This is a genomic window from Duganella flavida (genome assembly GCF_009857445.1).
In the GTDB taxonomy this organism is placed as follows: Bacteria; Pseudomonadota; Gammaproteobacteria; order Burkholderiales; family Burkholderiaceae_D; genus Rugamonas; species Rugamonas flavida.
Genome location: NZ_WWCN01000003.1, coordinates 239,988 through 261,790, shown reverse-complemented (window position 1 = coordinate 261,790; position 21,803 = coordinate 239,988). Strand labels below are relative to the sequence as shown.

The window sequence follows — 21,803 nt, the reverse complement described above, 5'->3', positions numbered from 1 at the left end:
CAGAGATAACACCATGAACAAACACCTGATCGCCTCCGCTATCGCCGCTGCATTCATCGGCGCTCCGCTTGCCGCCACCGCGAGCGAAGCTGACCTGCTGGCCCGTATCGACAAAATGGCCGCCGAACTGGAACAACTGAAAGCGGAACTGAAAGCCAACCAGCAAAAGACCGCCGTCATCGAACAAAAGCAGCAGGAGATCGCTAGTGCGCCAGCACCGGCGCCGGCAGCCACCACCGCCCCAGCTGAACCACTGCGCTCGGCTCCCGCTACTATTCTGAGCGGCTATGGCGAGATCAATTACAACCGTCCAACCAAGGACGCCAGTGGCGCCCAGGCCGACATCCGCCGCGCCGTCATCGCCATCGAGCACCGCTTCGATGAGAAGACCAAGATGGTCTCCGAATTCGAATGGGAGCACGGCGTCGTCTCTGCTTCCGATCAGGGTGAAAGCGAAATCGAACAGCTGTACATCGAGCGCGAATTCGGCAACGGCTTGCGTGGCAAGGTCGGCCTGTTCCTGATTCCATCGGGCCTGCTGAACACCAATCACGAGCCGACCGCTTACTACGGCGTCGAACGCAATTTCGTCGAGACGGCGATCATTCCCTCAACCTGGCGCGAAGTGGGCGTGAGCCTGGCCGGTGACACGGCGGGTGGTCTGACCTGGGAAGGCGGCATCACCACCGGCTTTGATCTCGGCAAATGGGACGCAGCCAGCACCGAGGGCCGCGAATCGCCGCTGGGCTCCATCCACCAGGAAGGCCAGTTTGCCAAATCGCGCGACTTGAGCGTGCACGGTGCGCTGAACTGGCGCGGTGTTCCAGGCCTGCTGGTGGGCGGCTCGGTCTTCAGCGGCAAGGCTGGCCATAAAACCGAAGGCTTCGCCGCCAACGACGCGCGCATCACCGTCTACGACCTGCACGCCCGCTACACTCCTGGCCTGTGGGACTTGTCGGCGTTGTACGCGCGCGGCCAGATCAGCAACACTGCTGCGCTGAACGAAACCTTCGTGGGCAACCCAACGCCAGTCCCGAAGAGCTTCGCCGGCTGGTACACGCAGGCGGCCTACCAGTTGCTGAAGTCCGGCGACTACACCTTGAGTCCATTCGCGCGCTATGAACAGTACAACACCGCCAAGAGCTATGAACCGGTGCCGCAAGGCTTGGGCGTGGCGACGCTGCCGGACGAAAAAGTGATCACCGTCGGCGCTAACCTGAAGGTCGGCGAAGGCGTGGTGCTGAAGGCGGACTATCAGAAGTTCAAGGAAGATAAGACCCGCGATCGCCTCAACCTCGGCATGGGCTTCTCTTACTGATGCGTTACCAGCATTGCATTCCGCTGGCGGCAGGCCTGGCGTGCCTGCCGGTCCACGCTGCGCAGTATCTGAGTGCTGACCAGGCGCTCAAGTTGATGTTCCCGGATGCGTCTTCGTATCGCCCGCAGGAGCTGGCACTGACGCTGCCGCAGATGCAGCAGGTTGAGAAGCTGGCCGGCTTGCAGGCCCGCTCAGTCAACTGGCGCGTCATCGGCGCATACAGTGGCGACAAGCTGCTGGGCTATATGGTGCTGGACGATGTGATCGGGAAGTTTGAACTGATTTCGTATGCGGTTGGCCTCAATCCGGATGCCAGCGTGCGGCAGGTGGAAATACTCACGTATCGCGAAAGCCACGGCGGCGAGATTCGGCTGCCTGCATGGCGCCGCCAGTTTGTTGGCAAGACCGCCAGTGGTGGTGGCTTGTCCATCGGCGAAGGCGTCGCCAATATCAGCGGCGCCACCTTGTCATGCACCCACCTGACGGATGGCGTGCGCCGCATCGCAGCCATTGCGCAAGTGGCGCTAAAAAAATGAAACAGCGCGCGCAGCCCTGGCTCGGGACGGTGGTGAGTATCGCCGCCGATTGCGAGTACGAGGCCTTCGCGCCTGCTTTCGAGGCGGTCGCGCTGGTGCATCGGCTAATGAGTTTTCACGATGCCGATAGCGACATCTCCCGCTTCAATCGCGCACCGGTTGGTGCTTGCCTGCGCTTGCATCCGCACACATGGCAGGTGCTGCACCTGGCTACCCAAATGCAGGCAGCGTCGGACGGGATATTCAACTTGGCCTGCGCACCGCGCCTCGCTGGCTGGCGTGTGCTGCCTGCGCCCGCAAGCGCTGCTCCGGCTTATGAACCGCAGCAGGCAGTCTTCCAATGCCTGGAACACGATACGGTGCGCAAGCTGCGCAATGGCTGGATCGATGCAGGCGGCGTCGCCAAAGGCTATGCTGTGGATCTGGCTGTGGCGGCGCTGCTGCAAGGCGACGTCACGACAGGCTGCGTCAACGCGGGTGGCGACTTGCGTGTGTTTGGCGACCGTGATTGGCCGGTATCGGTGCGCGATCCACGAAATCCGCAGCGGACGCATACGCAACTGCTGCTGCGAAATGAATCCTTTGCCACCTCCGCCAGCTATTTCTCGCAGCGAGAGTTCGAAGGTCAACAGGTTAGCGCGCTGGTTGATGGGCGTAGTGGGGCATCCATGACTGGCACCGCCAGCGTGTCAGTACGCGCGCCCTGCTGCGCGAATGCCGATGCGCTGACCAAAGTGGTACTGGTTAGCCTGGATGTCCGCCATCCGGCGCTGTCGCAGTGGCAGGCTAGCGCGTTTATAATTTGATCCATGCACACCCATCGTCACCGTCCCCACATCAACCTGCGCCTGGAGCGTTGGCACCGCCGCGCCATTTACGTGAGTTTGGCCGCACTGCTGTTAAGTGGCGCAACGTGGCTGCTTGCGCGCTACTTCCTGCGTCCCATGACTGAATACGGCGAAATGGTTCATCCGCTGGAACCGCTGGCCATGAAGCTGCATGGCGGCGCAGCGATGATCGTTCTGTTCTTCCTCGGTAGCCTGATGAATGCGCACATCCGGCGCGCCATCAAAGCCGGTCGCAATCTGGTCACCGGCTGGAGCATGATCGCTCTGATGGTGACGCTGATCGCCAGCGGCTTTGGCCTCTATTATTTAGCTGGTGATGGCGACCGCGTGATCTGGTCGATCGTCCACTGGACTATTGGACTTGCAGGCGCCGGCCTGTTTGTGCTGCACGTTGTGCTGGGCCGGCGCTCGGTCACTTAGCGGCTTGAAGGGAAGCTGAACACCGCGCCTTCGCGCACGCCTGCCGACGGCCAGCGCTGGGTGATGGTTTTGCGGCGCGTATAGAAACGCACACCATCTGGACCGTAGGCACCGAGGTCGCCAAACAAGGAGCGTTTCCAGCCGCCGAACGAGTGATACGCCACCGGTACCGGCAGCGGCACGTTGACGCCAACCATGCCGACTTGAATGCTGTCGGTGAAGTAGCGCGCCGCCTCGCCGTCGCGCGTGAAGATGCAAGTGCCGTTGCCGAATTCGTGGGCGTCGATCAGGTCCATTGCCTCCTGCAGCGATTCCACACGCACCACGCCCAGCACCGGGCCGAAAATCTCTTCCTGATAAATGCGCATGCCCGGTTTGACGTGGTCGAACAGGCACGGGCCGAGGTAGTAGCCGTCTTCGTAGCCGGAAGGCGGAACGATGCTGCGGCCGTCCACCACCAGCCTCGCGCCTTCAGCTACGCCCTGCTCCACATAGCCGCGCACCTTGTCGCAATGCTGTCGCGTGACCAGCGGCCCCATATCGCTAAGCGAATCGGTGCCCGGGCCGACGCGCATTTTAGCGATTTCGGTTTTGAGGCCTTCAATCAGCGCATCAGCAGTAGTGTCGCCGACTGCTACCAGCAACGGAATCGCCATGCAGCGCTCACCGCACGAGCCGTAGGCCGCGCCCATCAACGCGCTGACGGCTTGTGGAATGTCTGCATCCGGCATGACGATGGCGTGATTCTTGGCGCCGCCCAGCGCCTGCACCCGCTTGCCCTGCGCGCTGCCGGTGGCGTAAATGTATTCGGCAACCGGCGTCGAGCCGACAAAGCTGACGGCTTGCACGCGCTTGTCGTTGAGCAGCGTGTCCACCGCCACCTTGTCGCCGTTGACAACATTCAGTACGCCCGGCGGCAGCCCGGCTTCCAGCGCCAGTTGCGCGATCAGCAGTGTGGACGACGGCGCCCGTTCGGATGGTTTCAGCACGAAGGTATTGCCGCAAGCGATGGCGAGAGGCCACATCCACAGCGGCACCATCGCCGGAAAATTGAACGGCGTGATGCCTGCGACCACGCCCAGTGGCTGCATCTCGCTCCACGAATCGATGGACGGGCCAGCGTTTTTCGTGTGCTCGCCCTTGAGGAGTTCGGGCGCGTAGCTGGCGTATTCGATATTCTCGATGCCGCGCTGCAGTTCGCCCATCGCGTCGCTCAGCACCTTGCCATGTTCGGCGGTAATCAGCTGGCAGATGGCGTCAGCATGTTTTTCCAGCAGATGTTTCAAATTGCTCATCACGCGGGCGCGCTTGAGCGGCGGCGTGTTGCGCCAAGCCGGGAACGCCGCCTGTGCAGATGCGATGGCCGCTTCCACGGTGTGCTGGTCAGCCAGCAGTACACTTTTTTCAGCCTTGCCGGTGGCAGGATTGAAGACGTCTTGCGTGCGGCCGCCTTCGCGGACGTTCTGACCATTGATCAGGTGGCCGATGATATTCTGGTTTGGCATAAGTTCTTTCAAACGGTTTCGTAGATGGCTTCGCCCAGCGCGCTGACCAGACGGTCGATTTCCTCGCGGGTCGAGATAAATGGCGGCGCCAGCTGGATGGTATCGCCGCCGTAGCGGACGTAGAAGCCCTTCTTCCAGCACTTCATGGCGATTTCATACGGGCGGCGCGCAGGTTCCCCCGGTACTGCGGCGATGGTGAAGCCAGCGGCCAGGCCGTAGTTGCGAATGTCGGTGATGTGACGTTCGCCTTTGAGGCTGTGGACTGCTTGCTCGAAATGCGGCGCCAGCTCCTGGACCCGCGCGATCATGTTTTCGCTCACCAGCGCATCCAGTGCCGCCAAGCCGGCAGCGCAAGCCACCGGATGTGCGGAATAGGTGTAGCCGTGTGCGAATTCGACCAAGTAGTCAGGACCGCCGTTCGACATGAAGGTGTCGTAGATCTCTTTCGACGCCAGCACGGCGCCCAGCGGCTGCGCGCCGTTGGTGACTTGCTTGGCCACGTTCATGATGTCCGGCGTAACGCCAAATGCTTCGGCTGCCGTGTAGGCGCCAGCGCGGCCAAAGCCGGTAATCACTTCGTCGAAAATCAGCAGGATATTGTGGGCCGAGCAGATTTCGCGCAGGCGTTGCAGGTAACCTTGCGGCGGAATCACCACCCCAGCAGAGCCTGAAAATGGCTCCACGATGACGGCGGCGATGTTGGAGGCGTCGTGCAGCGCGATCAAATCCAGCAGTTCGTCGGCGAGTTCCACGCCGTGCTGCGGCATACCACGCGAGAAGGCGTTTTCCTTGAGCTGAGTGTGTGGCAGATGATCGGCCTGCACGCCCTGCCCGAACATTTTGCGGTTGCCGACGATGCCGCCGACCGAGATCCCACCGAAATTGACGCCGTGGTAGCCCTTTTCGCGGCCGATTAGCAGCGTCTTGCTGGCCTGGCCCTTGGCGCGCCAGTAAGCACGCGCCATCTTCAGCGAGGTATCGGCCGATTCCGAGCCGGAGCCGGTGAAGAATACATAATCCAGTCCCTCTGGCGTCAGTTCCTTCAAGCGATTGGCCAGCGCGAACGATTGCGGATGGCCGAACTGGAAGGCCGGCGCGTAGTCCAGCGTGGCGACCTGCTTGCTGACTGCCTCGGTGATCTTTGGATGGGCGTGACCAAGGCCGCTGCACCACAGGCCGGACAGGCCGTCGAAAATCTGGCGGCCGTCATTGTCGGTGTAGTAGGCACCCTTGGCGCCGACGATGATGCGCGGATCAGCTTTGAAATTGCGGTTGCCGGAAAACGGCATCCAGTGGGCTTCCAGCCAAGCGGCATCCGTGCGCGATTCGCCGTGTTTCATGTTCTTCTCCTGTTAAAAACACATGGTTGGCGACGATTCTAGGGTAGTATTTCACTTTCATTGTGATTAACTTATCGATGTTTAGTTAGCGATTTATGAAAGTAAAAGCCAAGGCGGTACTGGGACAGTTGAGCGATATGGATTTCCGCTTGCTGCAGGTGTTCAGGAGCGTGGTCGATTGCGGCGGGATGGCGGCGGCCGGGTTGGAACTGAATATCGGGATTTCGACGGTCAGTAAGCACATCAAGGATCTGGAAGAGCGGCTGAAACTGACTCTATGCAGCCGTGGCCGCGCCGGGTTCGCGCTGACAGCGGAAGGTGAGCGGATTTATGAAGAGACGCAGCGGCTGCTGGCGTCGGCGGATGCGTTTCGCGCCAGCGTCGATGACATTCACAGCCGCATGGGCGGCCAGCTACACGTGGCGGTGTTCGACAAGACGGCCAGCAATCCGGCGTGCCGGATCAACGAGGCGATTGCCATGTTTGCTGAGCGGGCGCCGGAAGTGTCGCTCAACCTGCACGTGGGGACGATCAACATGATCGAGCGTGGTGTGATCGATGGGCAGTACCAGGTCGGCATTATCCCGGCGCACCGCAGTTCGGAGAGCCTGAGCTACCACACGCTGTTTGACGAAACCATGCTGCTGTACTGCGGCGTGCAGCATCCCTTGTTTGGCAAGCGGAATAGCAGGCTGGATTGGGACAGTATCCGCGAATACCATTTTGCGGGCCTGGGCTATCACTCGCCGAACATGGAAATCAGCCAGCAGGTGCGGCTGCCGCGCAAGGCGACCGGGTTTGACCAAGAGTCGATCGCCACGCTGATCCTGTCCGGTCAATACCTCGGCTTCCTGCCGGACCATTACGCGCGCGGCTTTGTCGCTGATGGAAAAATGCGCGCGGTGCATCCGGCGCTGTTCAAGTACCACTGCGACTTTGTCGCTATCCTGCGCGGCTCACCACGTCCGTCGCGCGTGGCGCTCGCCTTCAGTGAGTGTCTGCTGGCGGCCCACAAAGGAAATCGCTGAGTGCCACATTGAATGCGGCTGCGGCCTCGATGTTTGAAATGTGGGACGCGTCCAGCGTTACCATGATGGCGTCTCGGATTTGCTCACGCATGGCAGCGGCGTCGCTCGTGGTGGTGACTGGGTCGCCGGCGCCGGCAATCAGCAGCGTGGGTGTTGTGATGGCCGACAAGCCGGCACGCAAGTCGGCGGCGGCGAGTGCGTCGCAGCAGTTGGCATATCCTTGCGGGCTACCTCCACGCAGTTTGGCGACCAGCGAAGCCACACGCTGTGGCTCGCGCGCGATGAAGGACGGTGTGAACCATCGGCCTGCTGCGCCATCGGCCACGCCATCCAGTCCGGTCTCCCGCACTTGTGCTGCGCGGTCCAGCCATCCTTGCTGTGTGCCGATACGCGGCGCGGAATTGGCGATCACCAGCTTGTCCAGCCGCTGCGGCGCATGAATGCCCAGCCACTGCGCAATTGCACCGCCCATGGACAGGCCGCAGAAGTGCACTCGCTCGATATCCAGTTGGTCGAGCAGCGAGAGCACATCCTGCCCCAACGCGGCCAGCGTGGTCGGCCCGGGCGACGCTGGCGAGCCGCCGTGGCCGCGCGTGTCGTAGCGCAGGATATGAAAATCATCCTTTAAGTACTCCACCTGCGCATCCCACATGCTCATGTCCGTGCCTAGCGAATTGGAAAACATGAGCCATGGCTTGCCGCGCTGCCCGTCAATTTGATAGTGCATCATCCCTGGTCTCCACCACCCACCGGCAGCACGCTACCGGTGATGTACGACGATTCGCTGGACGCCAGGAACAGGATCGCATTCACTTGCTCGTCGATAGTTCCATAGCGGTGCATCAGGCTACTGGCCTTGGTCTGGTCCACAATGCCCTGATACCAGCGCTGCTCCCGCTCATTCAGCGACTGCACGTTGCGTGGCACCTTGCGCGGCGGCGCTTCTGTGCCACCAGTGGCGACGGCGTTGACGCGGATGCCATTCTCCGCATGCTCCATCGCCAGGCTGGCCGTCAGTGCATTGACCGCGCCCTTGGCCGCCGAATACGGAATGCGATAAATTCCGCGCGTCGCCACCGAGGATACATTGACGATCACGCCCTGCTTGCGCGCCACCATCTGCGGCAGCACCGCGCGGCAGCACCACAAGGTAGGGAACAGAGAACGGCGCACCTCTGCCTCCACCTGTTCCGGTTTGTATTCCTGATACGGCTGTACCCAAATCGTGCCGCCCACGTTATTGACCAGCACATCGACGCGGCCATAAGCGGCAACAGCGATGTCATTGAGCTCCGCTGCGCCTTCCCATGTCTCAAGGTCACCACGGGCGACGACGGCGAGCGCGCCCAGCGCCTGCGCTTCGGCTGCCACTTCTTCCACAATCGCGGAGCGGTCGGCCAGCACCAGTTGCGCACCTTCACGTGCCAGCGCCAGTGCCACGCCACGGCCGATCCCTTGGCCAGCGCCTGTGACGACGACAGCCTGCCCTTCAAATCGCCGCGCACTCATGCCGCCACCTCACTGCTGGCCGAGAATTTCTCGAAGTAGAAATTCGCCGGCGTCACGCCGCAATCCTTGAGCCAGCGCCGCACTGCATCCACCATCGGCACCGGGCCGCAAAGGTAGATATCGACGTCGCCGCCGTTCAGCCATTCCTGCTCAACATGCTGCGTGACATAGCCTTTGCGCGGATGGGCGCTATCGTCGGAAGCCACGCAAGTGCGAAAACTGAATTGCGGATGCGCCGCCGCGATGCGCTGCAAATGCTCGATCGCGACCAGATCGACGTCATTGGTCACGCCGAACACCATGCGCACCGGCTGGCGCATGCCGCTCGCCGACAGCACCTGCAACATCGACAGGAATGGCGCGATGCCGGTACCGCCGGCCAGCAGCAGCAAGGGACGCTGCACTTCACGCAAATAGAAGCTGCCGTAAGGTCCGGAGAACGCAATCGGCTGGCCGACTTGCGCGTCCTTCGCAAGGAAAGTACTCATGCGGCCTTGCGGCACATTGCGGACCACGAACTCGAAGCGGTTTACGCCCGGCGCGGAGCTGAACGAATAGGACCGGGTCAAACCGGTGCCGGGCACTTCGACGTTGACATATTGGCCGGACAGGAAGCCCACATCCGCCCCCGGCGCCAGTTCAATCGCGAATCCCAGCGTGGTTTCGGACAGCTGCTGTACCGTGGCCAGGTTGCCGGTGTAGCGTGACACGCCGGTCTTGCACGCTGCGGACGTGGCGGGAATCTTCACCACGCAGTCCGAGGTTGGCTTCATTTGGCAAGCCAACACCTGGCGCTGAGCTGCTTCTTCCTGCGTCAACGCATCTTCGATGTAACTGGATTCCGGCATATCGTAGCTGCCAGACTCGCACAAACCACGGCAAGTGCCGCAGGCGCCGTCGCGGCAATCCAGTGGAATGTTGACTTTTTGGCGATAGGCTGCATCAGCCAGTTTTTCATTCTCATTGCATGAGATGAAGCGGGTCACCCCGTCTTCAAATTGAAGGGCGATGTTGTAGCTCATCGTGGTCTCCTTAGATGTGATAGATGTCGATTACCTGGTTGATGTAATCGTTCTTCAGCACCACGTATTTATTGAGGATTAGCGGGCGTTCGCCGGAAAAATCGATCACGTAGCGCGCCATGCCGAAGTAGCTGAAGTCCGTTTTGTAGCGGTGGCTCAGCGTATGCCAGTTGAAGCGCACCGTGTAGATGCGCCCTTCCTGCTTCTCGATCTCCACGTTGGCGATGTTATGGCTGGTGCGGGTGTCTGGCATGGTGGCACTGGAACGCTCGGTCTTGATGCGGAACACGCGGTCCTCCAGGCCTTGACGCGTCGGATAGAAAATCAGCGAGATTTCGCGCTGCGGATTGGTTACCAGCTGGTCGTCGTCATCCCAGGCCGGCATCCAGAATTGGGCGTCGGGGTGGTAGCATTCCAGCCATTCGTCCCACTGCTCATCGTCCAGCAGGCGTGATTCGCGGTAGAGGAAGGCGCAGATATCGTTGATCATGCTGCAGCTCCTTCGGCTTTCAAGGCTTTCTTCATTACGTCCAGCCAGTAGCGGTGCTGGATGGTGTAGAGGCCTTCGTCCTCGGTCTTTACGCCGCTCATCAGCGGATTGAGACCGATCTCGCGCGCCGCTGCATCGGCACCCTGCACCCAGTGTTTGGAGCCTCGGCACATATCGTTCCATTCCAGCGCGATGCCCTTGTAGCCTTGCTGGCAGGCGCGGAATTCTTCCAGGTCGTCTGGCGTTGCCATGCCGCTGACGTTGAAGAAGTCTTCGTACTGGCGGATGCGGCGTGCGCGCGCCTCGTCGGATTCGCCTTTCGGCGCGATGCAGTAAATCGTCACCTCGGTCTTATCGACCGAAATAGGCCGCAGCAGACGGATTTGCGAGCCGAATTGGTCCATCAAATACACGTTCGGATACAGGCACAGATTGCGCGAGCGTTCGATCATCCAGTCCGCCGTGGCGCCGCCGAACTGGCTGGCGTATTCCTCGCGGCGCGGATAGTTGGGACGGTCCTGTGGATTGGCCCACTGGGTCCACAGCAGCAGGTGGCCATGATCGAAAGCGTAGAAACCGCCGCCTTGCTTGCCCCAATTGCCAGCGTCCATCGCCTTGATCTTGTCTTCGCGCGCCGCTTCTTCCTTGCGGCGGTTGGTGGTGGCCGCGTAATTCCAGTGCACCGCCGAGACATGGTAGCCGTCCGCGCCATTCTCCGCCTGCAGCTTCCAGTTGCCTTCGAAAGTGTAGGTCGAGGCGCCGCGCAGCACTTCCAGACCATCGGCAGACTGGTTGACGATCATGTCGATGATCTTGCCCGCCTCGCCCAGGAATTCGGCCAACGGCGCCACGTCGTCATTCAGGCTGCCGAACAAAAAGCCTTTGTAGCTCTCGAAGCGCGCCACTTTTTTCAAGTCGTGCGAACCTTCCTTGTTGAAGCAGTCCGGATAGCCTGCGTCTTCCGGGTCCTTCACTTTCAGCAGCTTGCCGTTGTTGTTGAAGGTCCAACCATGGAATGGGCAAGTGTAAGTCGCCTTGTTCCCGCGTTTATGGCGGCACAACTGCGCACCGCGATGGGTGCAGGCGTTGATGAAAGCATTCAGCTCGCCCTGACGATTACGCGCGATGAAGACCGGCTGGCGGCCAATGTGCGTCGTGTAGTAATCGTTATTGTTCGGGACCTGGCTTTCGTGGGCCAGGTAGATCCAGTTCCCCTCGAAGATGTACTTCATCTCCAGTTCAAACAGCTCAGGGTCGGTAAAGGCGGCGCGGTGCAAGCGGTAGTCGCCTTTCTCGTGGTCTTCGACCAGATACTGGTCGATGGAAGGCTTGGCTTTGTGAATCGGGATCATGGCCACCCTCTTATGCAGCGGCGCGCACGCGCTCAACTTCTGCTGCCGGTGCAGCATCGCGGTCGGCGTACAAGCTAAAGTCAAAGTCGATTTCGGCGTATGGCTGGTCCAGACCCTTGGCGCTGATCTTGGCCGTATCGGTGATGTGACGCACGGCCGGTACCAGGCCTTCGCGGCTGGCGAAGGCGAAATCGTCCCACAGGTATTCATCGCCATCGATGTTGATCTGGGTGGTCAGCTTGCGCTGGCCTTCGGCGCTGATGAAAAAGTGAATGTGCGCTGGACGGTGGCCGTGGCGGCCCAGCTGGTCCAACAGGCGCTGGGTGGTGCCGTCCGGCGGGCAGCTGTACCCGACTGGCAGGAAGCTGCGGAACTGGTAGCGGCCCTCGCCGTCGGTGTAGATGGTGCGGCGCAGGTTGAATGCGGACTGGGTCTGGTCGAAGAACGAGTAGCCGCCCATCAGGTTGCAGTGCCAGACTTCGACCTTGGCGTTGGCCAGCGGCTTGCCTTGTTCGTCGCGCACGGTGCCTTGCATGAACAGCACTTCGGCCTTGTCGACTTCCGTGCCATCGTCGAGACGCGCGTAGCCTTTGCTCTCCGGAGCGCCAGCCACGTACAGCGGGCCTTCGATGGTGCGTGGCGTGCCGCCGGTCAGGCCGGCCTTGGCTTCCGCTTCGTCGGCGCGGATGTCGAGGAAGCGTTCCAGCCCGAGGCCCGGCGCCAGCAGACCCAGTTCATTGCGTACACCGGCTTCACGCAGGTATTCGAGGCCGGTCCAGAATTCGGTGGCTTGAATGTCGAGGTCTTCGATGGTCTTGCACAAGGCGCTGACCAGGCCAACGACTACCTGCTGCACGCGCGGATTGGCCGGGGCGGTAGCGCTGTCGATGATCCAGCTTTTTACCAGGGTGTCGATTTCTTGATGGTTCATTTTTGTCTCCTTCAGGTTTGTGGATTTAAGCGTCGGTATCGCGTACAGAGGATGGATGCCGGCACATTGGGTTGATCTCGATTTTCATGTAAGGGAACAACGGCAGCGAAGTGAGTAGCGCGTGCAGTTCGTCGACGCTGTTGACGTCGAACACGCTGAAGTTGGCGTACTGCCCGGCGATGCGCCACAGGTGGCGCCACTTGCCGCTGCGTTGCAGGCTTTGCGCCAATTCGCGTTCATTCTTCTTGAGTTCATCGGCCTGCGCGACCGGCATGGCCGGGGGCAGTTGAACATCCATGCGGACGTGGAATAGCATGGCAATCTCCTTTTATTTGCGGCGCAGGCGCGCCAGTTTGTCCATGTCGATGTCGACGCCGAGGCCAGGCCCGGTCGGCACGTGCAGCATGAAGTCCTTGTAGACCAGCGGCGTTTGCAGCACTTCCTCGGTCAGCAGCAGCGGTCCAAACAGCTCGGTGCCGGCTGAAAGATCGGCGAAGGTCGAGAACAGGTGGGCCGATGCCGCCGTGCCTATCCCGCCTTCGAGCATGGTGCCGCCGTACAGGCTCACGCCGGACAGCTGCGCCACCGTCGCTACCTGCGCCGCTGGAATCAGGCCGCCGGACTGGGTGATCTTCACCGCGAAGACGTCGGCCGCCGAAGCATTCGCGAACGCCAGCGCATCCTGTGGGCCGTGTAGCGCTTCGTCGGCCATGATGGAAACTGCGTAGCGCTGCGCGAGGCGCGCCATCGCTGCCATATTCTCGGCACGTACCGGCTGCTCGATCAGATCAACGCCGCCGGCTTCCAGTGCGGCGATGCCTTGCACCGCTTCCAGTTCACTCCACGCCTGGTTCACGTCCACGCGCACGCTGACCGCATCGCCAAGCGCTTTTTTAATCGCCAGCACGTGCTTCACATCCTCGGCCAGCGGACGCGCGCCGATTTTTAGCTTGAAAATGCGGTGGCGGCGCTTTTCCAGCATGGTCTCCGCTTCCGCGATGTCCTTGGCGGTATAGCCGCTGGCCAGCGTCCATGCCACCGGCAGCGCATCGCGAACGCGGCCGCCGAGTAACTCGCTGAGCGGGATGCCGAGGCGGCGCGCCTGCGCATCCAGCAACGCGGTCTCGATGGCGCATTTGGCGAAGCGATTGCCTTGAATGATCTTGCGGATCTTGGCCATCGCCTTCGCCACCTGGCTCGCTTCCATGCCGATGAGCAGAGGCGCGATGTGGGTGTCGATATTGACCTTGATGCTTTCCGGGCTCTCTTCGCCGTAGTTCAAACCACCGATGGTGGTGGCCTCGCCCCAGCCTTCGACGCCGTCAGCGCAAACTACGCGCACCAGCACCAGCGTTTGCGTATTCATCGTCGCGACTGAGAGCTTGTGCGGACGGATGGTCGGCACGTCGGCGAGGATGACTTCGATGTTCTGAATCATATTTAGTTTGTATAATTGATCGGATAGGGACACAATATTCCTGAAGAATCGCCCCGTCCAACACCGATTTAGCATCGTTTCAATACCCGGAAGGTATGTAATGGAATTGCGTCACCTGCGTTACTTCGTCGCCGTCGCGGACGAGAAGAACTTCACCCGCGCGGCTGAGCGTTTGCACATCGCGCAGCCTCCGCTGAGCCGCCAGATCCAGCAACTCGAAGAGGAATTGGGCGTGGAGTTGATCGAGAAAGGCACACGTCCGGTCAAGCTGACCGAGGCTGGCGCCTTCTTTCATGCGCATGCGCAGGAGTTGCTGGCCAAAGCGGCCGAACTCAAAACCATGACCCAGCGCGTGGGCAAAATCGAGCGCACTTTGTCGATTGGTTTTGTGGCTTCAACGCTGTATGGCCTGCTGCCACGCATCGTGCGCAGCTATCGCGCGCAGCATCCGGAAGTGGAAGTGACCTTTCATGAATTGACCACCATGCAGCAGATAAAGGCGCTGAAAGACGGCGTGATTGACGTCGGCTTTGGCCGCGTGAAGAGTGAAGATCCCAACATTCGCCGCATCGTGCTGCGTGAGGAGCGGCTGGTGATGGCGCTGCCGGTAGCGCATCCGCGCGCGGCGTCGTCAGATCCATTGAGCCTTGTGGACCTGCAGTCAGAAACGCTGCTGGTGTATCCAAAGACGCCGCGCCCCAGCTTTGCCGACCAGGTGCTATCGGTGCTGTCCGAGCGTGCCATCGTACCGCTGAAAATCATCGAAGTGCGCGAGCTGCAGATTGCGATTGGCCTGGTGGCGGCTGGCCAGGGCGTGGCCATCGTGCCGGAGAGCGTGCAAGGCATGCGCCGCGACGACGTGGTGTTCCGCGCCCTGACCGACCGCCACGCCGTGTCGCCGGTGATGTTCAGCGTGCGCAAGCTGGATCGCACGGAGGAACTGCAGAAGATGCTGGCCGTGATCTACGACGTGTACGACGCGGCCGGCATCAGTTACATCCGCGAGACGCTTTAAGCGGCTTGCGCCTGCACCTCCGCTGTGACGACGGACGACGCCGAGCGCCCATGCCGGATCAGCGATACGGCGATCGTCGCAATCACCGCCGGTATGGCGATGGCGACGAAATTCTGCTCCAGCGGCAGTGCCATGCCCACCAGCGTGCCAATCACAATCGGGGCCAGGATGGCACCACTGCGGCCGACGCCCGAGGCCCAGCCGATGCCGGTCGAGCGCACAGCGGCTGGATAAAACTGGCCAGCGTAAGCGTAAGTCACAATCTGCGTGCCGATGGTCGAAGCGCCAGCGAAACCTACCAGTACATACAGCACCTCGGTCGGTACCTTGTAGCCGAGCAGCGTAATCGACACCGCCGCCAGCGCATACATGCCCACCAAAACGTATTTGATGTGGAAACGGTCTGCCAGCCAGCCGCCGCCCACTGCGCCGATCACCGCACCGAAGTTCAGCACCAGCACAAAAGTCAGCGCCGAGCCAAGGCTATAGCCTGCTCCGGCCATCAGTTTGGCCAGCCACGAGCTTAATGCGTACACCATGAACAGGCACATAAAGAAGGCGATCCAGAACATCACGGTGCTGAAACCGCGGCCGTCCTGGAACAGTTTTCCGATAGGCGCGCCTTCGGCTTTGCCCTGCGCAGCAAAGCTGTCGTGCGCAGTGGCGCGATAGCCAGGTTCCATGCGCGACAGGATGTCTTTGAGTTCATCGATACGCTGCTGGCGCACCAGGAACGTCATCGATTCCGGCAGCGACTTGAGGATGAACGGAATCAGCACCACCGGCACGCCCGCCGCCAGGAACACCGAAGACCAGCCATACGCCTCGATCATGCCCTTGCCCAGCAGCGCCGCCAGCATGCCGCCGACAGCATAACCGCTGAACATCAGCGTCACCATGGTTGCGCGGATTTTGCGCGGCGAGTACTCCGTCATTTGCGCCACCACATTCGGCATCACGCCGCCGATGCCCAAGCCGGCGAGGAAACGCATGCCGCTAAACACGTAAGGATCTTGCGTCAATCCCGCCGCCGCAGTGAAAACGCTGAACAGCGCAAGGCAAATTGCAATCGCACGCGGGCGGCCGATGCGGTCCGCCACCGTGCCTAAAAATATGGCGCCGAACATCATGCCGAACAGCGCGGAGCTGACCATGAAGCCGGCATTCTGCGCTGTCACGCCCATGCTCTTCATGATCGAAGGCAGCGCGATACCGGCGACGGCCAGGTCGTAGCCGTCGCAAATGATGATGATCGCGCACCAGGCCAAAATGCCCGCATGGAAGCGGTTAAAGCGCGCGTTGTCCGCTAGTTTATGGATGTCGATGTGCTGCATGGTGCTTGTCTCCTTGTTGTAGTAGTGGTGATGGATTGGTTGCAGCGGCAGGACGCAGCACATGGTGCGCGGCCATGCCGATCAAAATGCCCCAGAACGCCGAGCCCAGGCCGAGGAAGGTCATGCCCGATGCGGTGGCGAGAAAAGTCAGTACCGAGGCTTCTCGTTCCGGTGCTTCAGCGATTTGTGCGAGGTTGACAGTAATGGGGCCTAGCAGCGCCAGCCCGGCCAGCGTCACGATCAATTCCTTGGGCAAGGCGGCGAACAGCATCACCACCGAGCCGCCGCACAAGCCGGCCAGCAGGTAGAACACGCCGTTGGCGATGCCTGCGATGTAGCGCTTGCGCGGATCTTCGTGCGCATCCCGCCCGGTGCACATGGCGGCGGTAATCGCGGCGATGGCGATGGTGATGCCGCCGGTGAAAGCGGTAAGAATCGAAGCCACGCTATTGACCGCCACCACGCGCCGCACCGGTACGTCGTAGCCGGCGCTTTTGAGGATCGCCATGCCGGGTAAATACTGTCCGCTCAAGGTGGTCAGCACCAGCGGCAAGGCCAGGCTGAAGGTCGAGGACCAGCTCCATACGGGCGTGATGAATTGCGGTGTCACCAATTGCAGCTGCACGCTGGCGAGATGTGTCTGTCCGGTCACCACGGCAATGGCGATGCCCGCGACCAGCAGCAACACCACGCTATAGCGCGGAGTCAGGCGCTTAAAAATCAGGAACGCCGCCAGCATGCCACACACCAGCAGCGGCAAAGTGCCCATGCCTTTGAAGGCGTTCAGGCCAAACGGCAGCAAAATCCCCGCCATCATGCCGCTGGCGACGCCCTTGGGCACATGCGCCATCAGGCGTTCGAAGCCGCCGCTCAAGCCGATCGCCAGCAACAGCAACGCGGCAGTCAGGTAAGCGCCGACCGCTTCGTGGATCGACAGCGCGGGAAAAAGAGGAATCAGCAGCGCAGTGCCGGGCGCCGACCACGCGGTGATGACGGGTGCTTTCAGCGTCCAGCTAAGAATGATGCCAGCCAGCGCCGCGCCCAGTGTTATGCCCCATACCCAGGATGCGAACATCTGGTTGGACATGTGGCCTGCTTGCGCGGCCTGGTAGAAAATCGCCAGCGGCCCGGCAAGCGAAACCAGCACGGCGAGAAAGCCCGCACCGATCGCGGATACGGGCAATGAGGATTGCATGGGTGTCTCCCGGAGTTATTGTCTTTGTGGCAGAGTAGACAAGTTCCGGGAGACGGTCCAAGACCGATTTAGTATGCCTTTGATACCTGCGAAGTATGCTGTTTCAGGCGCTGAATAGCTTGCGGTCTTTAATTTTGTGCTCGTCGTGATAATCCTCGTACCACCATGGGCGTTCGCTGGCTTTGGTCGGTGGCCGTTGCAGCACCAGCTCCTTGTGCGCCAGCTTGGCGTCACGCTGTGCGAGGCGGAAGTGATAATGGTCGAAGATGCGCACTGCCTCCACCATGTAGGCAGTGACCACCAGCGGATCCTTCACCAGCAGCAGGTTCTCGCCGTTCGCGGTATCAGCCGGGCCGGAAAAATTATACGAGCCGAGATACACACGGGCCGTCGGCTTGTCGAAATCCAGCACCACGAACTTGTGGTGCATGCGCGTGCCACCGCCGCCTACCGGTTCCTCCGAAAACGGTGGCGGTACGTCGCCGGACAGCACGTCGGGATACACGGGAGCGACATTGCCGTCGGGTTTCTGCACATCGAGACCCCCTACTTTGCGGTCCGATATGCCGTACACGAAGACGCCAGGTTTACTGGTCACTGCTTTGACGGCATCGCGTATCGGCCCCTCGGTCTGGTACAGGAAGGCCAGTGAGTACAGCATGCTGGATTGGGCGCTGTGCATATCGGCGGCGATTTCGGCCAGTTTGGCGTTGTTGTCGCCATGCGGCGAGAACGTGACCTTGATATCGACCTGGCCGAAATCCAGCGGTATCCATTCGGCAGAATCGGAGTCGCGGAAGTCTTTCACGGAATTCGCCCAGTACTGCTCGAACGCAGCGCTGAACACTTTCACCGCCTGTGCGCTGTGCAGGATCATGGCGTTATTGGCCTGCACATAGAAACCGCGCCAGCTAAAATTAGTGGAGCCGCACACCACGATCTTCTGGTGCGGCCCGTTCACCACGATCATCTTGTTGTGCTGTAGCTTGCCCATGTCCTGCCGCAGCACGTTGTGCGCGCCCGCAGATGCTTTCAAGCGCGTTTCGGCGGCAGTTTCGGCACTATGCGCGCCGCCATGTTCGGCGCTGTCGTCGATGATGACGCGCACGCGCTCGCCCAAGGCCACCAGCTTGTCGACGATTTCCGGCAAATTCAAATCGTAGGCGACGAGGCTGACGTGGGCGTCGGGATCTTTGACGGCTTTGTCCAGCGTATCGAGGATGGCGGCGCGTGCTTCAAAGCCCATCCATTCCAGCGCTTCCTTCGCCTTGGGGTGAGTGGGCTCGAATGTCAGGCCATCCACCGCCTTGGCTGGCAACAGCTCGGAGATCGGACCGAAGGCCTGGTATTTATCGACAAAGGCTTGCGACGAAACGAAGCCGCGCGTGAATGTCACATTCAGCTTGCCGGGATAGGTTTCCCGTGCGAGTTCGATGCCCAGCTCCTGCGGCTCGCCGTAACTCAAGGCGCCTGCGGGATCCATGAACACTGGCGTTACGCGGTAATTGAACTCGCCGGATTTGTCGGCATTGCGCGGGAAATGCACCCAGCGGAATTTCTGGATCGGCGACAGCGTGGTCGCCAGTGTGTTGGGATTAAGGCTGCCGTCGTCGGCGCGGAACGCCAGCCGGTTCTTGACTGGGTAGTAACGCTTGCCATCGGGCTCGCTGTACTCGATGGCGAAGCCAACAAAATCGTCTGGCGGTTGCTGTCCGTCGCGCCAGTTCATGGCCAACAAGACCATGCCTTCACCACGGTGGAGTTTCAAGTCGAAACCGGCCATATCCCATCCTTTTTGAGCTGAGTTGAATGAAGCCCGGCCAATGTATCACGCGCCAAGACTTATCATTTTGCTAGCATTTGGATAGTGTTGGAAAGCCGTCAGGGCGCTGTTTTTTCTCCTTGCAGAACCTGTAATTCGTCCTCCGTAAAGCCGGCTTGGCGGCGTGCCTCCAGGTTAAACGGTCCACGCGGTGTCGGCGCGTTGTATTGGCGGGCCAGATCGGCGTAGGAGGGAATCAGTTCCAGCCCGCGTTGGCGGCACAGGTAGCTGTACCAGCGATTGCCGATTTCAACGTGGCCGATTTCGTCGCGCAGGATAATATCCAGGATCGCTGCGGCTTCCTTGTCACCAGCCTGCGCCAGCTTGGCGCGCAGCGGCGGATTGGCGTCCAGCCCACGCGCCTCCAGCGTGCGCGGCACCAGCGCCATGCGGGCCAGCACATCGTCCGCAGTTTTGGCGACCATCTCCCACAAGCTGTCATGCGCGATGAACTGGCCGTAGTAGTAGTCCTGTTTTTGCAAGTGCTCTTCCAGCAGCGAGTAGTGGTAGGCCTCTTCCTTTGCCACCTGCAGCCAGTCCGTGTAGTACTCGGCGGGCAAACCAGGGAAGCGCCAGATCGCATCCAGCGCCAGGTTGATGGCATTGAACTCGATGTGCGCCAGCGCGTGGATCAGCATCGCCCTGCCCTCAACTGTGTTCATCGCACGCCGCCCCACTTGTAGCGGCGGCACCAGTTCCGGCTTATCCGGACGGCCGGGAATGTCGTCGGCTGATGTCAGCACCGCCTGCGGATCCGGCACGCAGCTACCTTCCTGCGAAGCCGCCGCGATCGCATACACCGCAGCCACCTTGGCGGCAGGGTCGCGCTCGACCAGGCATTGCAGCGCGCGGGCGCGGAGTTCCAGTGGTGCTTGCATATTCTTCTTCCAATTTAACGAGGGCGATAGTCTACCACTAGGTTCCCCGCGAACTAAGTCCTGTCCTACAGCGACACCGCGCGTGCACCTATACCTCGGCAGTCGCGCCACCAGCATGATGTGTCAACTTACTCACCACATGGAGACCATCATGAGCTATCTGGATCGCGACACCTACGGCATCTACACCGGCGACGACACCGAGGGCCCCGGCCCGCGCCTGATGGGCGCGGACACGCTGATCGGCGAAGATGTTTACAACCGCCAGGACGAAGATCTCGGCGACATCAAGGAAATTATGCTCGACATACGCAACGGCCAAGTGGCCTACGCCGTGCTGTCCTTCGGCGGCTGGCTGGGCATGGGCGACAAATTGTTTGCCGTGCCGTGGCAAGCGTTGCAACTGGACACTGACAACAAGCGCTTCCTGCTGGACTGCTCGAAAGAACACCTGAAAAACGCACCTGGCTTCGACAAGGACAATTGGCCGGACATGGCCAGTACGGAGTTCAATACAGAGCTGCACAGTTTCTATGGCACCCATCAAAGTGTACCGGGCGGCGTTACCTCGAGCGGTAGCGTGATGGGCAGCAGCAGCGGCAACCTGCAAAGCGATCCAGGTTACAGCAGTAGCCGTGGCACGGACAGCGGCAATATCTGACGCTGGCCCTCATAGCGCACACATTGGCTCGCCAAGGCATGCGATAAGCGGCATGCCTGGCGGGCTTCTCTGGTTTAATTCAGGGTATGAACAAAATCATAACTACCCTGTTGCTTTCCACCGCTTTGTCCGCCCATGCGATTGAACCGCTGCCGCCCGAAACGATGGATGATACTCGTGTGTTCAAGGTCGAAGTATTGCAAGTGACGGACATCGAACCCTATCGCGAAGCACTGAACGGCTTCCTCAAGTCCCTGCAAAATAATGGCCTGGTGGACGGTAAAAACCTCAGCGTGCACAAGGCCACCATCGATTTCGACGCCGAAAATGGCGGTTTCTGGAGCAAACTGGGCGTGCTGCTGCGCATCCGCCAGGAGGCGACCCGCATTGTTGAAGCCAAGCCGGACCTGGTACTGACTATCGGCACACCGGCCACCAAGTACGCGCGCGGCATGATGACCGACGCCCACATTCCACTGGTGTTCACGGCCGTCGCCAATCCGGAAGATGCTGGCTGCGTGTCGCTGGTCGACGCCGGTGAAGGCGCCACGGGTTCCACCCTGTACACCGACATGACTGATTCGCTCAAGCTGGTCCAGGACGTATTCCCGCAAGTGCACCGCATCGGCATGGTGCACAGCGACGACGACAACGGCATCGCTAATGTGGCGGCAGCCACCACCAAGGGCAAGCCGCTGGGACTGGATGTCAGCGCGCGCCAGGTCAGCAAGAATGAGCACATCGCACCCAAGCTGAAGGAACTGTATGCCGCCGGCGCCGAAATGTTCGCGGTGCCGCTGGATACTTACTACGGCCTACACCGCTACGAAGCGTCGCTCGACCTTGGTGATTTCGGTATTGAGAACAAGGTGCCGGTGGTGACGCTGGCCATGGTGAGCGTACCCGGCGCGGCGCTGTACATCGGCGCCGATTTCAAGCAGGTCGGCCAGTTGGCCGGCACACAGGCGGCCAAGATCCTCAAGCGTCACACCAAACCGGACGTGTTGCCCATCCTGCGTCAGGAAACGCCGACCGTGCTGGTTGACCCGGCCCGGCTTGAAGCGCTGAAAGTCGCCTTGCCGGCCCAATTGTCGGCCCGCAAAACGGTGGCAGCCAACGGTCTGTGGCAAATCGATCTGGTGAAATAAAGTTGTTATACTG

22 protein-coding genes are annotated in these 21,803 nt (G+C 60.8%); 8 read left to right on the top strand and 14 right to left on the bottom strand.

Going from position 1 to position 21,803, the window contains the following annotated elements:
* The first annotated feature begins 13 nt into the window (after positions 1–13).
* From GTP46_RS05735 to GTP46_RS05720, 4 genes are read left to right on the top strand one after another with little or no spacing between them, the layout of a single operon-like run.
* Complete coding sequence (locus GTP46_RS05735; protein ID WP_161005660.1) at positions 14–1,318, top strand: putative porin; 1,305 nt, start codon at positions 14–16, stop codon at positions 1,316–1,318.
* Positions 1,318–1,854 (top strand): FMN-binding protein, encoded by a 537-nt coding sequence (locus tag GTP46_RS05730; protein ID WP_161005659.1) that lies wholly within the window; start codon positions 1,318–1,320, stop codon positions 1,852–1,854. Before GTP46_RS05735 ends, GTP46_RS05730 begins: the two co-directional genes overlap by 1 nt.
* Positions 1,851–2,660, top strand: a complete 810-nt coding sequence (locus GTP46_RS05725; protein ID WP_161005658.1) for an FAD:protein FMN transferase — start codon at positions 1,851–1,853, stop codon at positions 2,658–2,660. Before GTP46_RS05730 ends, GTP46_RS05725 begins: the two co-directional genes overlap by 4 nt.
* Positions 2,661–2,663: 3 nt before the next feature.
* On the top strand, positions 2,664–3,122 hold the full coding sequence (locus GTP46_RS05720; RefSeq protein WP_161005657.1) for a DUF4405 domain-containing protein: 459 nt from the start codon (positions 2,664–2,666) through the stop codon (positions 3,120–3,122).
* Here the strand turns inward: GTP46_RS05720 and GTP46_RS05715 are convergent.
* Both GTP46_RS05715 and aptA read right to left on the bottom strand, forming a co-directional pair.
* Entirely contained in the window at positions 3,119–4,627 is a 1,509-nt protein-coding gene (locus GTP46_RS05715; protein ID WP_161005656.1) for a CoA-acylating methylmalonate-semialdehyde dehydrogenase, read from the bottom strand. The genes GTP46_RS05720 and GTP46_RS05715 overlap by 4 nt on opposite strands.
* Positions 4,628–4,635: 8 nt before the next feature.
* A complete protein-coding gene (gene aptA / locus GTP46_RS05710) occupies positions 4,636–5,967 on the bottom strand; it encodes an omega-aminotransferase AptA (RefSeq protein ID WP_161005655.1) in 1,332 nt (443 codons plus the stop codon).
* 95 nt (positions 5,968–6,062) lie between these two features.
* On the opposite strand from aptA, the gene GTP46_RS05705 reads away from it, so the two are divergent.
* The gene (locus GTP46_RS05705; protein ID WP_161005654.1) at positions 6,063–6,995 is read left to right on the top strand and encodes a LysR family transcriptional regulator; all 933 of its coding nucleotides are present in this window, start codon (positions 6,063–6,065) and stop codon (positions 6,993–6,995) included.
* Here GTP46_RS05705 and pcaD read toward each other — a convergent pair.
* The 8 genes from pcaD to GTP46_RS05665 are packed head-to-tail and all read right to left on the bottom strand — an operon-like array spanning position 6,955 to position 13,737.
* Positions 6,955–7,725: a 3-oxoadipate enol-lactonase gene (gene pcaD, locus GTP46_RS05700; RefSeq protein WP_161005653.1), complete on the bottom strand. Its 771-nt coding sequence runs from the start codon at positions 7,723–7,725 to the stop codon at positions 6,955–6,957. The genes GTP46_RS05705 and pcaD overlap by 41 nt on opposite strands.
* The gene (benD, locus tag GTP46_RS05695) at positions 7,722–8,504 is read right to left on the bottom strand and encodes a benzoate diol dehydrogenase BenD (protein WP_161005652.1); all 783 of its coding nucleotides are present in this window, start codon (positions 8,502–8,504) and stop codon (positions 7,722–7,724) included. The genes pcaD and benD overlap by 4 nt, the downstream gene beginning before the upstream one ends.
* Positions 8,501–9,526: a benzoate 1,2-dioxygenase electron transfer component BenC gene (benC, locus tag GTP46_RS05690; RefSeq protein ID WP_161005651.1), complete on the bottom strand. Its 1,026-nt coding sequence runs from the start codon at positions 9,524–9,526 to the stop codon at positions 8,501–8,503. Before benC ends, benD begins: the two co-directional genes overlap by 4 nt.
* Positions 9,527–9,536: 10 nt before the next feature.
* A complete protein-coding gene (benB, locus tag GTP46_RS05685; protein ID WP_161005650.1) occupies positions 9,537–10,016 on the bottom strand; it encodes a benzoate 1,2-dioxygenase small subunit in 480 nt (159 codons plus the stop codon).
* Positions 10,013–11,368, bottom strand: coding sequence for a benzoate 1,2-dioxygenase large subunit (gene benA, locus GTP46_RS05680; RefSeq protein ID WP_161005649.1), 1,356 nt, complete (start codon positions 11,366–11,368; stop codon positions 10,013–10,015). Before benA ends, benB begins: the two co-directional genes overlap by 4 nt.
* Before the next feature lie 10 nt (positions 11,369–11,378).
* Complete coding sequence (gene catA / locus GTP46_RS05675; RefSeq protein WP_161005648.1) at positions 11,379–12,299, bottom strand: catechol 1,2-dioxygenase; 921 nt, start codon at positions 12,297–12,299, stop codon at positions 11,379–11,381.
* Positions 12,300–12,324: 25 nt separating this feature from the next.
* The gene (gene catC / locus GTP46_RS05670; protein ID WP_161005647.1) at positions 12,325–12,615 is read right to left on the bottom strand and encodes a muconolactone Delta-isomerase; all 291 of its coding nucleotides are present in this window, start codon (positions 12,613–12,615) and stop codon (positions 12,325–12,327) included.
* Positions 12,616–12,627: 12 nt separating this feature from the next.
* A complete protein-coding gene (locus GTP46_RS05665; protein ID WP_161005646.1) occupies positions 12,628–13,737 on the bottom strand; it encodes a muconate/chloromuconate family cycloisomerase in 1,110 nt (369 codons plus the stop codon).
* 100 nt (positions 13,738–13,837) lie between these two features.
* Here GTP46_RS05665 and GTP46_RS05660 point away from each other — a divergent pair, with 100 nt between their 5' ends.
* On the top strand, positions 13,838–14,752 hold the full coding sequence (locus GTP46_RS05660; RefSeq protein WP_161005645.1) for a LysR family transcriptional regulator: 915 nt from the start codon (positions 13,838–13,840) through the stop codon (positions 14,750–14,752).
* Here the strand turns inward: GTP46_RS05660 and GTP46_RS05655 are convergent.
* The 4 genes from GTP46_RS05655 to GTP46_RS05640 form a co-directional block, all read right to left on the bottom strand.
* Positions 14,749–16,086 carry an MFS transporter gene (locus GTP46_RS05655; protein ID WP_161005644.1) on the bottom strand — a complete coding sequence of 446 codons (1,338 nt, stop codon included), beginning with the start codon at positions 16,084–16,086 and terminating at the stop codon, positions 14,749–14,751. The two genes, GTP46_RS05660 and GTP46_RS05655, sit on opposite strands and share 4 nt — an antisense overlap.
* Positions 16,064–17,281 carry a benzoate/H(+) symporter BenE family transporter gene (locus tag GTP46_RS05650; RefSeq protein ID WP_161005643.1) on the bottom strand — a complete coding sequence of 406 codons (1,218 nt, stop codon included), beginning with the start codon at positions 17,279–17,281 and terminating at the stop codon, positions 16,064–16,066. Before GTP46_RS05650 ends, GTP46_RS05655 begins: the two co-directional genes overlap by 23 nt.
* Positions 17,282–17,384: 103 nt before the next feature.
* Positions 17,385–19,064 carry a phospholipase D-like domain-containing protein gene (locus GTP46_RS05645; protein WP_161005642.1) on the bottom strand — a complete coding sequence of 560 codons (1,680 nt, stop codon included), beginning with the start codon at positions 19,062–19,064 and terminating at the stop codon, positions 17,385–17,387.
* A gap of 98 nt (positions 19,065–19,162) precedes the next feature.
* Positions 19,163–19,981 carry a ferritin-like domain-containing protein gene (locus GTP46_RS05640; protein WP_161005641.1) on the bottom strand — a complete coding sequence of 273 codons (819 nt, stop codon included), beginning with the start codon at positions 19,979–19,981 and terminating at the stop codon, positions 19,163–19,165.
* Positions 19,982–20,132: 151 nt separating this feature from the next.
* Here GTP46_RS05640 and GTP46_RS05635 point away from each other — a divergent pair, with 151 nt between their 5' ends.
* Together GTP46_RS05635 and GTP46_RS05630 are read left to right on the top strand one after the other, a co-directional pair.
* The gene (locus GTP46_RS05635; protein ID WP_161005640.1) at positions 20,133–20,642 is read left to right on the top strand and encodes a PRC-barrel domain-containing protein; all 510 of its coding nucleotides are present in this window, start codon (positions 20,133–20,135) and stop codon (positions 20,640–20,642) included.
* Between the two features lie 86 nt (positions 20,643–20,728).
* A complete protein-coding gene (locus GTP46_RS05630; RefSeq protein ID WP_161005639.1) occupies positions 20,729–21,790 on the top strand; it encodes an ABC transporter substrate-binding protein in 1,062 nt (353 codons plus the stop codon).
* Positions 21,791–21,803: the final 13 nt, after the last annotated feature.

Bases quoted from the DNA above. Each gene is read 5' to 3' on its own strand.
- GTP46_RS05735 (WP_161005660.1), top strand. From the start codon at position 14: ATGAACAAACACCTGATCGCCTCCGCTATCGCCGCTGCATTCATCGGC.
- GTP46_RS05730 (WP_161005659.1), top strand. From the start codon at position 1,318: ATGCGTTACCAGCATTGCATTCCGCTGGCGGCAGGCCTGGCGTGCCTG.
- GTP46_RS05725 (WP_161005658.1), top strand. From the start codon at position 1,851: ATGAAACAGCGCGCGCAGCCCTGGCTCGGGACGGTGGTGAGTATCGCC.
- GTP46_RS05720 (WP_161005657.1), top strand. From the start codon at position 2,664: ATGCACACCCATCGTCACCGTCCCCACATCAACCTGCGCCTGGAGCGT.
- GTP46_RS05715 (WP_161005656.1), bottom strand. From the start codon at position 4,627: ATGCCAAACCAGAATATCATCGGCCACCTGATCAATGGTCAGAACGTC.
- aptA (WP_161005655.1), bottom strand. From the start codon at position 5,967: ATGAAACACGGCGAATCGCGCACGGATGCCGCTTGGCTGGAAGCCCAC.
- GTP46_RS05705 (WP_161005654.1), top strand. From the start codon at position 6,063: ATGAAAGTAAAAGCCAAGGCGGTACTGGGACAGTTGAGCGATATGGAT.
- pcaD (WP_161005653.1), bottom strand. From the start codon at position 7,725: ATGATGCACTATCAAATTGACGGGCAGCGCGGCAAGCCATGGCTCATG.
- benD (WP_161005652.1), bottom strand. From the start codon at position 8,504: ATGAGTGCGCGGCGATTTGAAGGGCAGGCTGTCGTCGTCACAGGCGCT.
- benC (WP_161005651.1), bottom strand. From the start codon at position 9,526: ATGAGCTACAACATCGCCCTTCAATTTGAAGACGGGGTGACCCGCTTC.
- benB (WP_161005650.1), bottom strand. From the start codon at position 10,016: ATGATCAACGATATCTGCGCCTTCCTCTACCGCGAATCACGCCTGCTG.
- benA (WP_161005649.1), bottom strand. From the start codon at position 11,368: ATGATCCCGATTCACAAAGCCAAGCCTTCCATCGACCAGTATCTGGTC.
- catA (WP_161005648.1), bottom strand. From the start codon at position 12,299: ATGAACCATCAAGAAATCGACACCCTGGTAAAAAGCTGGATCATCGAC.
- catC (WP_161005647.1), bottom strand. From the start codon at position 12,615: ATGCTATTCCACGTCCGCATGGATGTTCAACTGCCCCCGGCCATGCCG.
- GTP46_RS05665 (WP_161005646.1), bottom strand. From the start codon at position 13,737: ATGATTCAGAACATCGAAGTCATCCTCGCCGACGTGCCGACCATCCGT.
- GTP46_RS05660 (WP_161005645.1), top strand. From the start codon at position 13,838: ATGGAATTGCGTCACCTGCGTTACTTCGTCGCCGTCGCGGACGAGAAG.
- GTP46_RS05655 (WP_161005644.1), bottom strand. From the start codon at position 16,086: ATGCAGCACATCGACATCCATAAACTAGCGGACAACGCGCGCTTTAAC.
- GTP46_RS05650 (WP_161005643.1), bottom strand. From the start codon at position 17,281: ATGCAATCCTCATTGCCCGTATCCGCGATCGGTGCGGGCTTTCTCGCC.
- GTP46_RS05645 (WP_161005642.1), bottom strand. From the start codon at position 19,064: ATGGCCGGTTTCGACTTGAAACTCCACCGTGGTGAAGGCATGGTCTTG.
- GTP46_RS05640 (WP_161005641.1), bottom strand. From the start codon at position 19,981: ATGCAAGCACCACTGGAACTCCGCGCCCGCGCGCTGCAATGCCTGGTC.
- GTP46_RS05635 (WP_161005640.1), top strand. From the start codon at position 20,133: ATGAGCTATCTGGATCGCGACACCTACGGCATCTACACCGGCGACGAC.
- GTP46_RS05630 (WP_161005639.1), top strand. From the start codon at position 20,729: ATGAACAAAATCATAACTACCCTGTTGCTTTCCACCGCTTTGTCCGCC.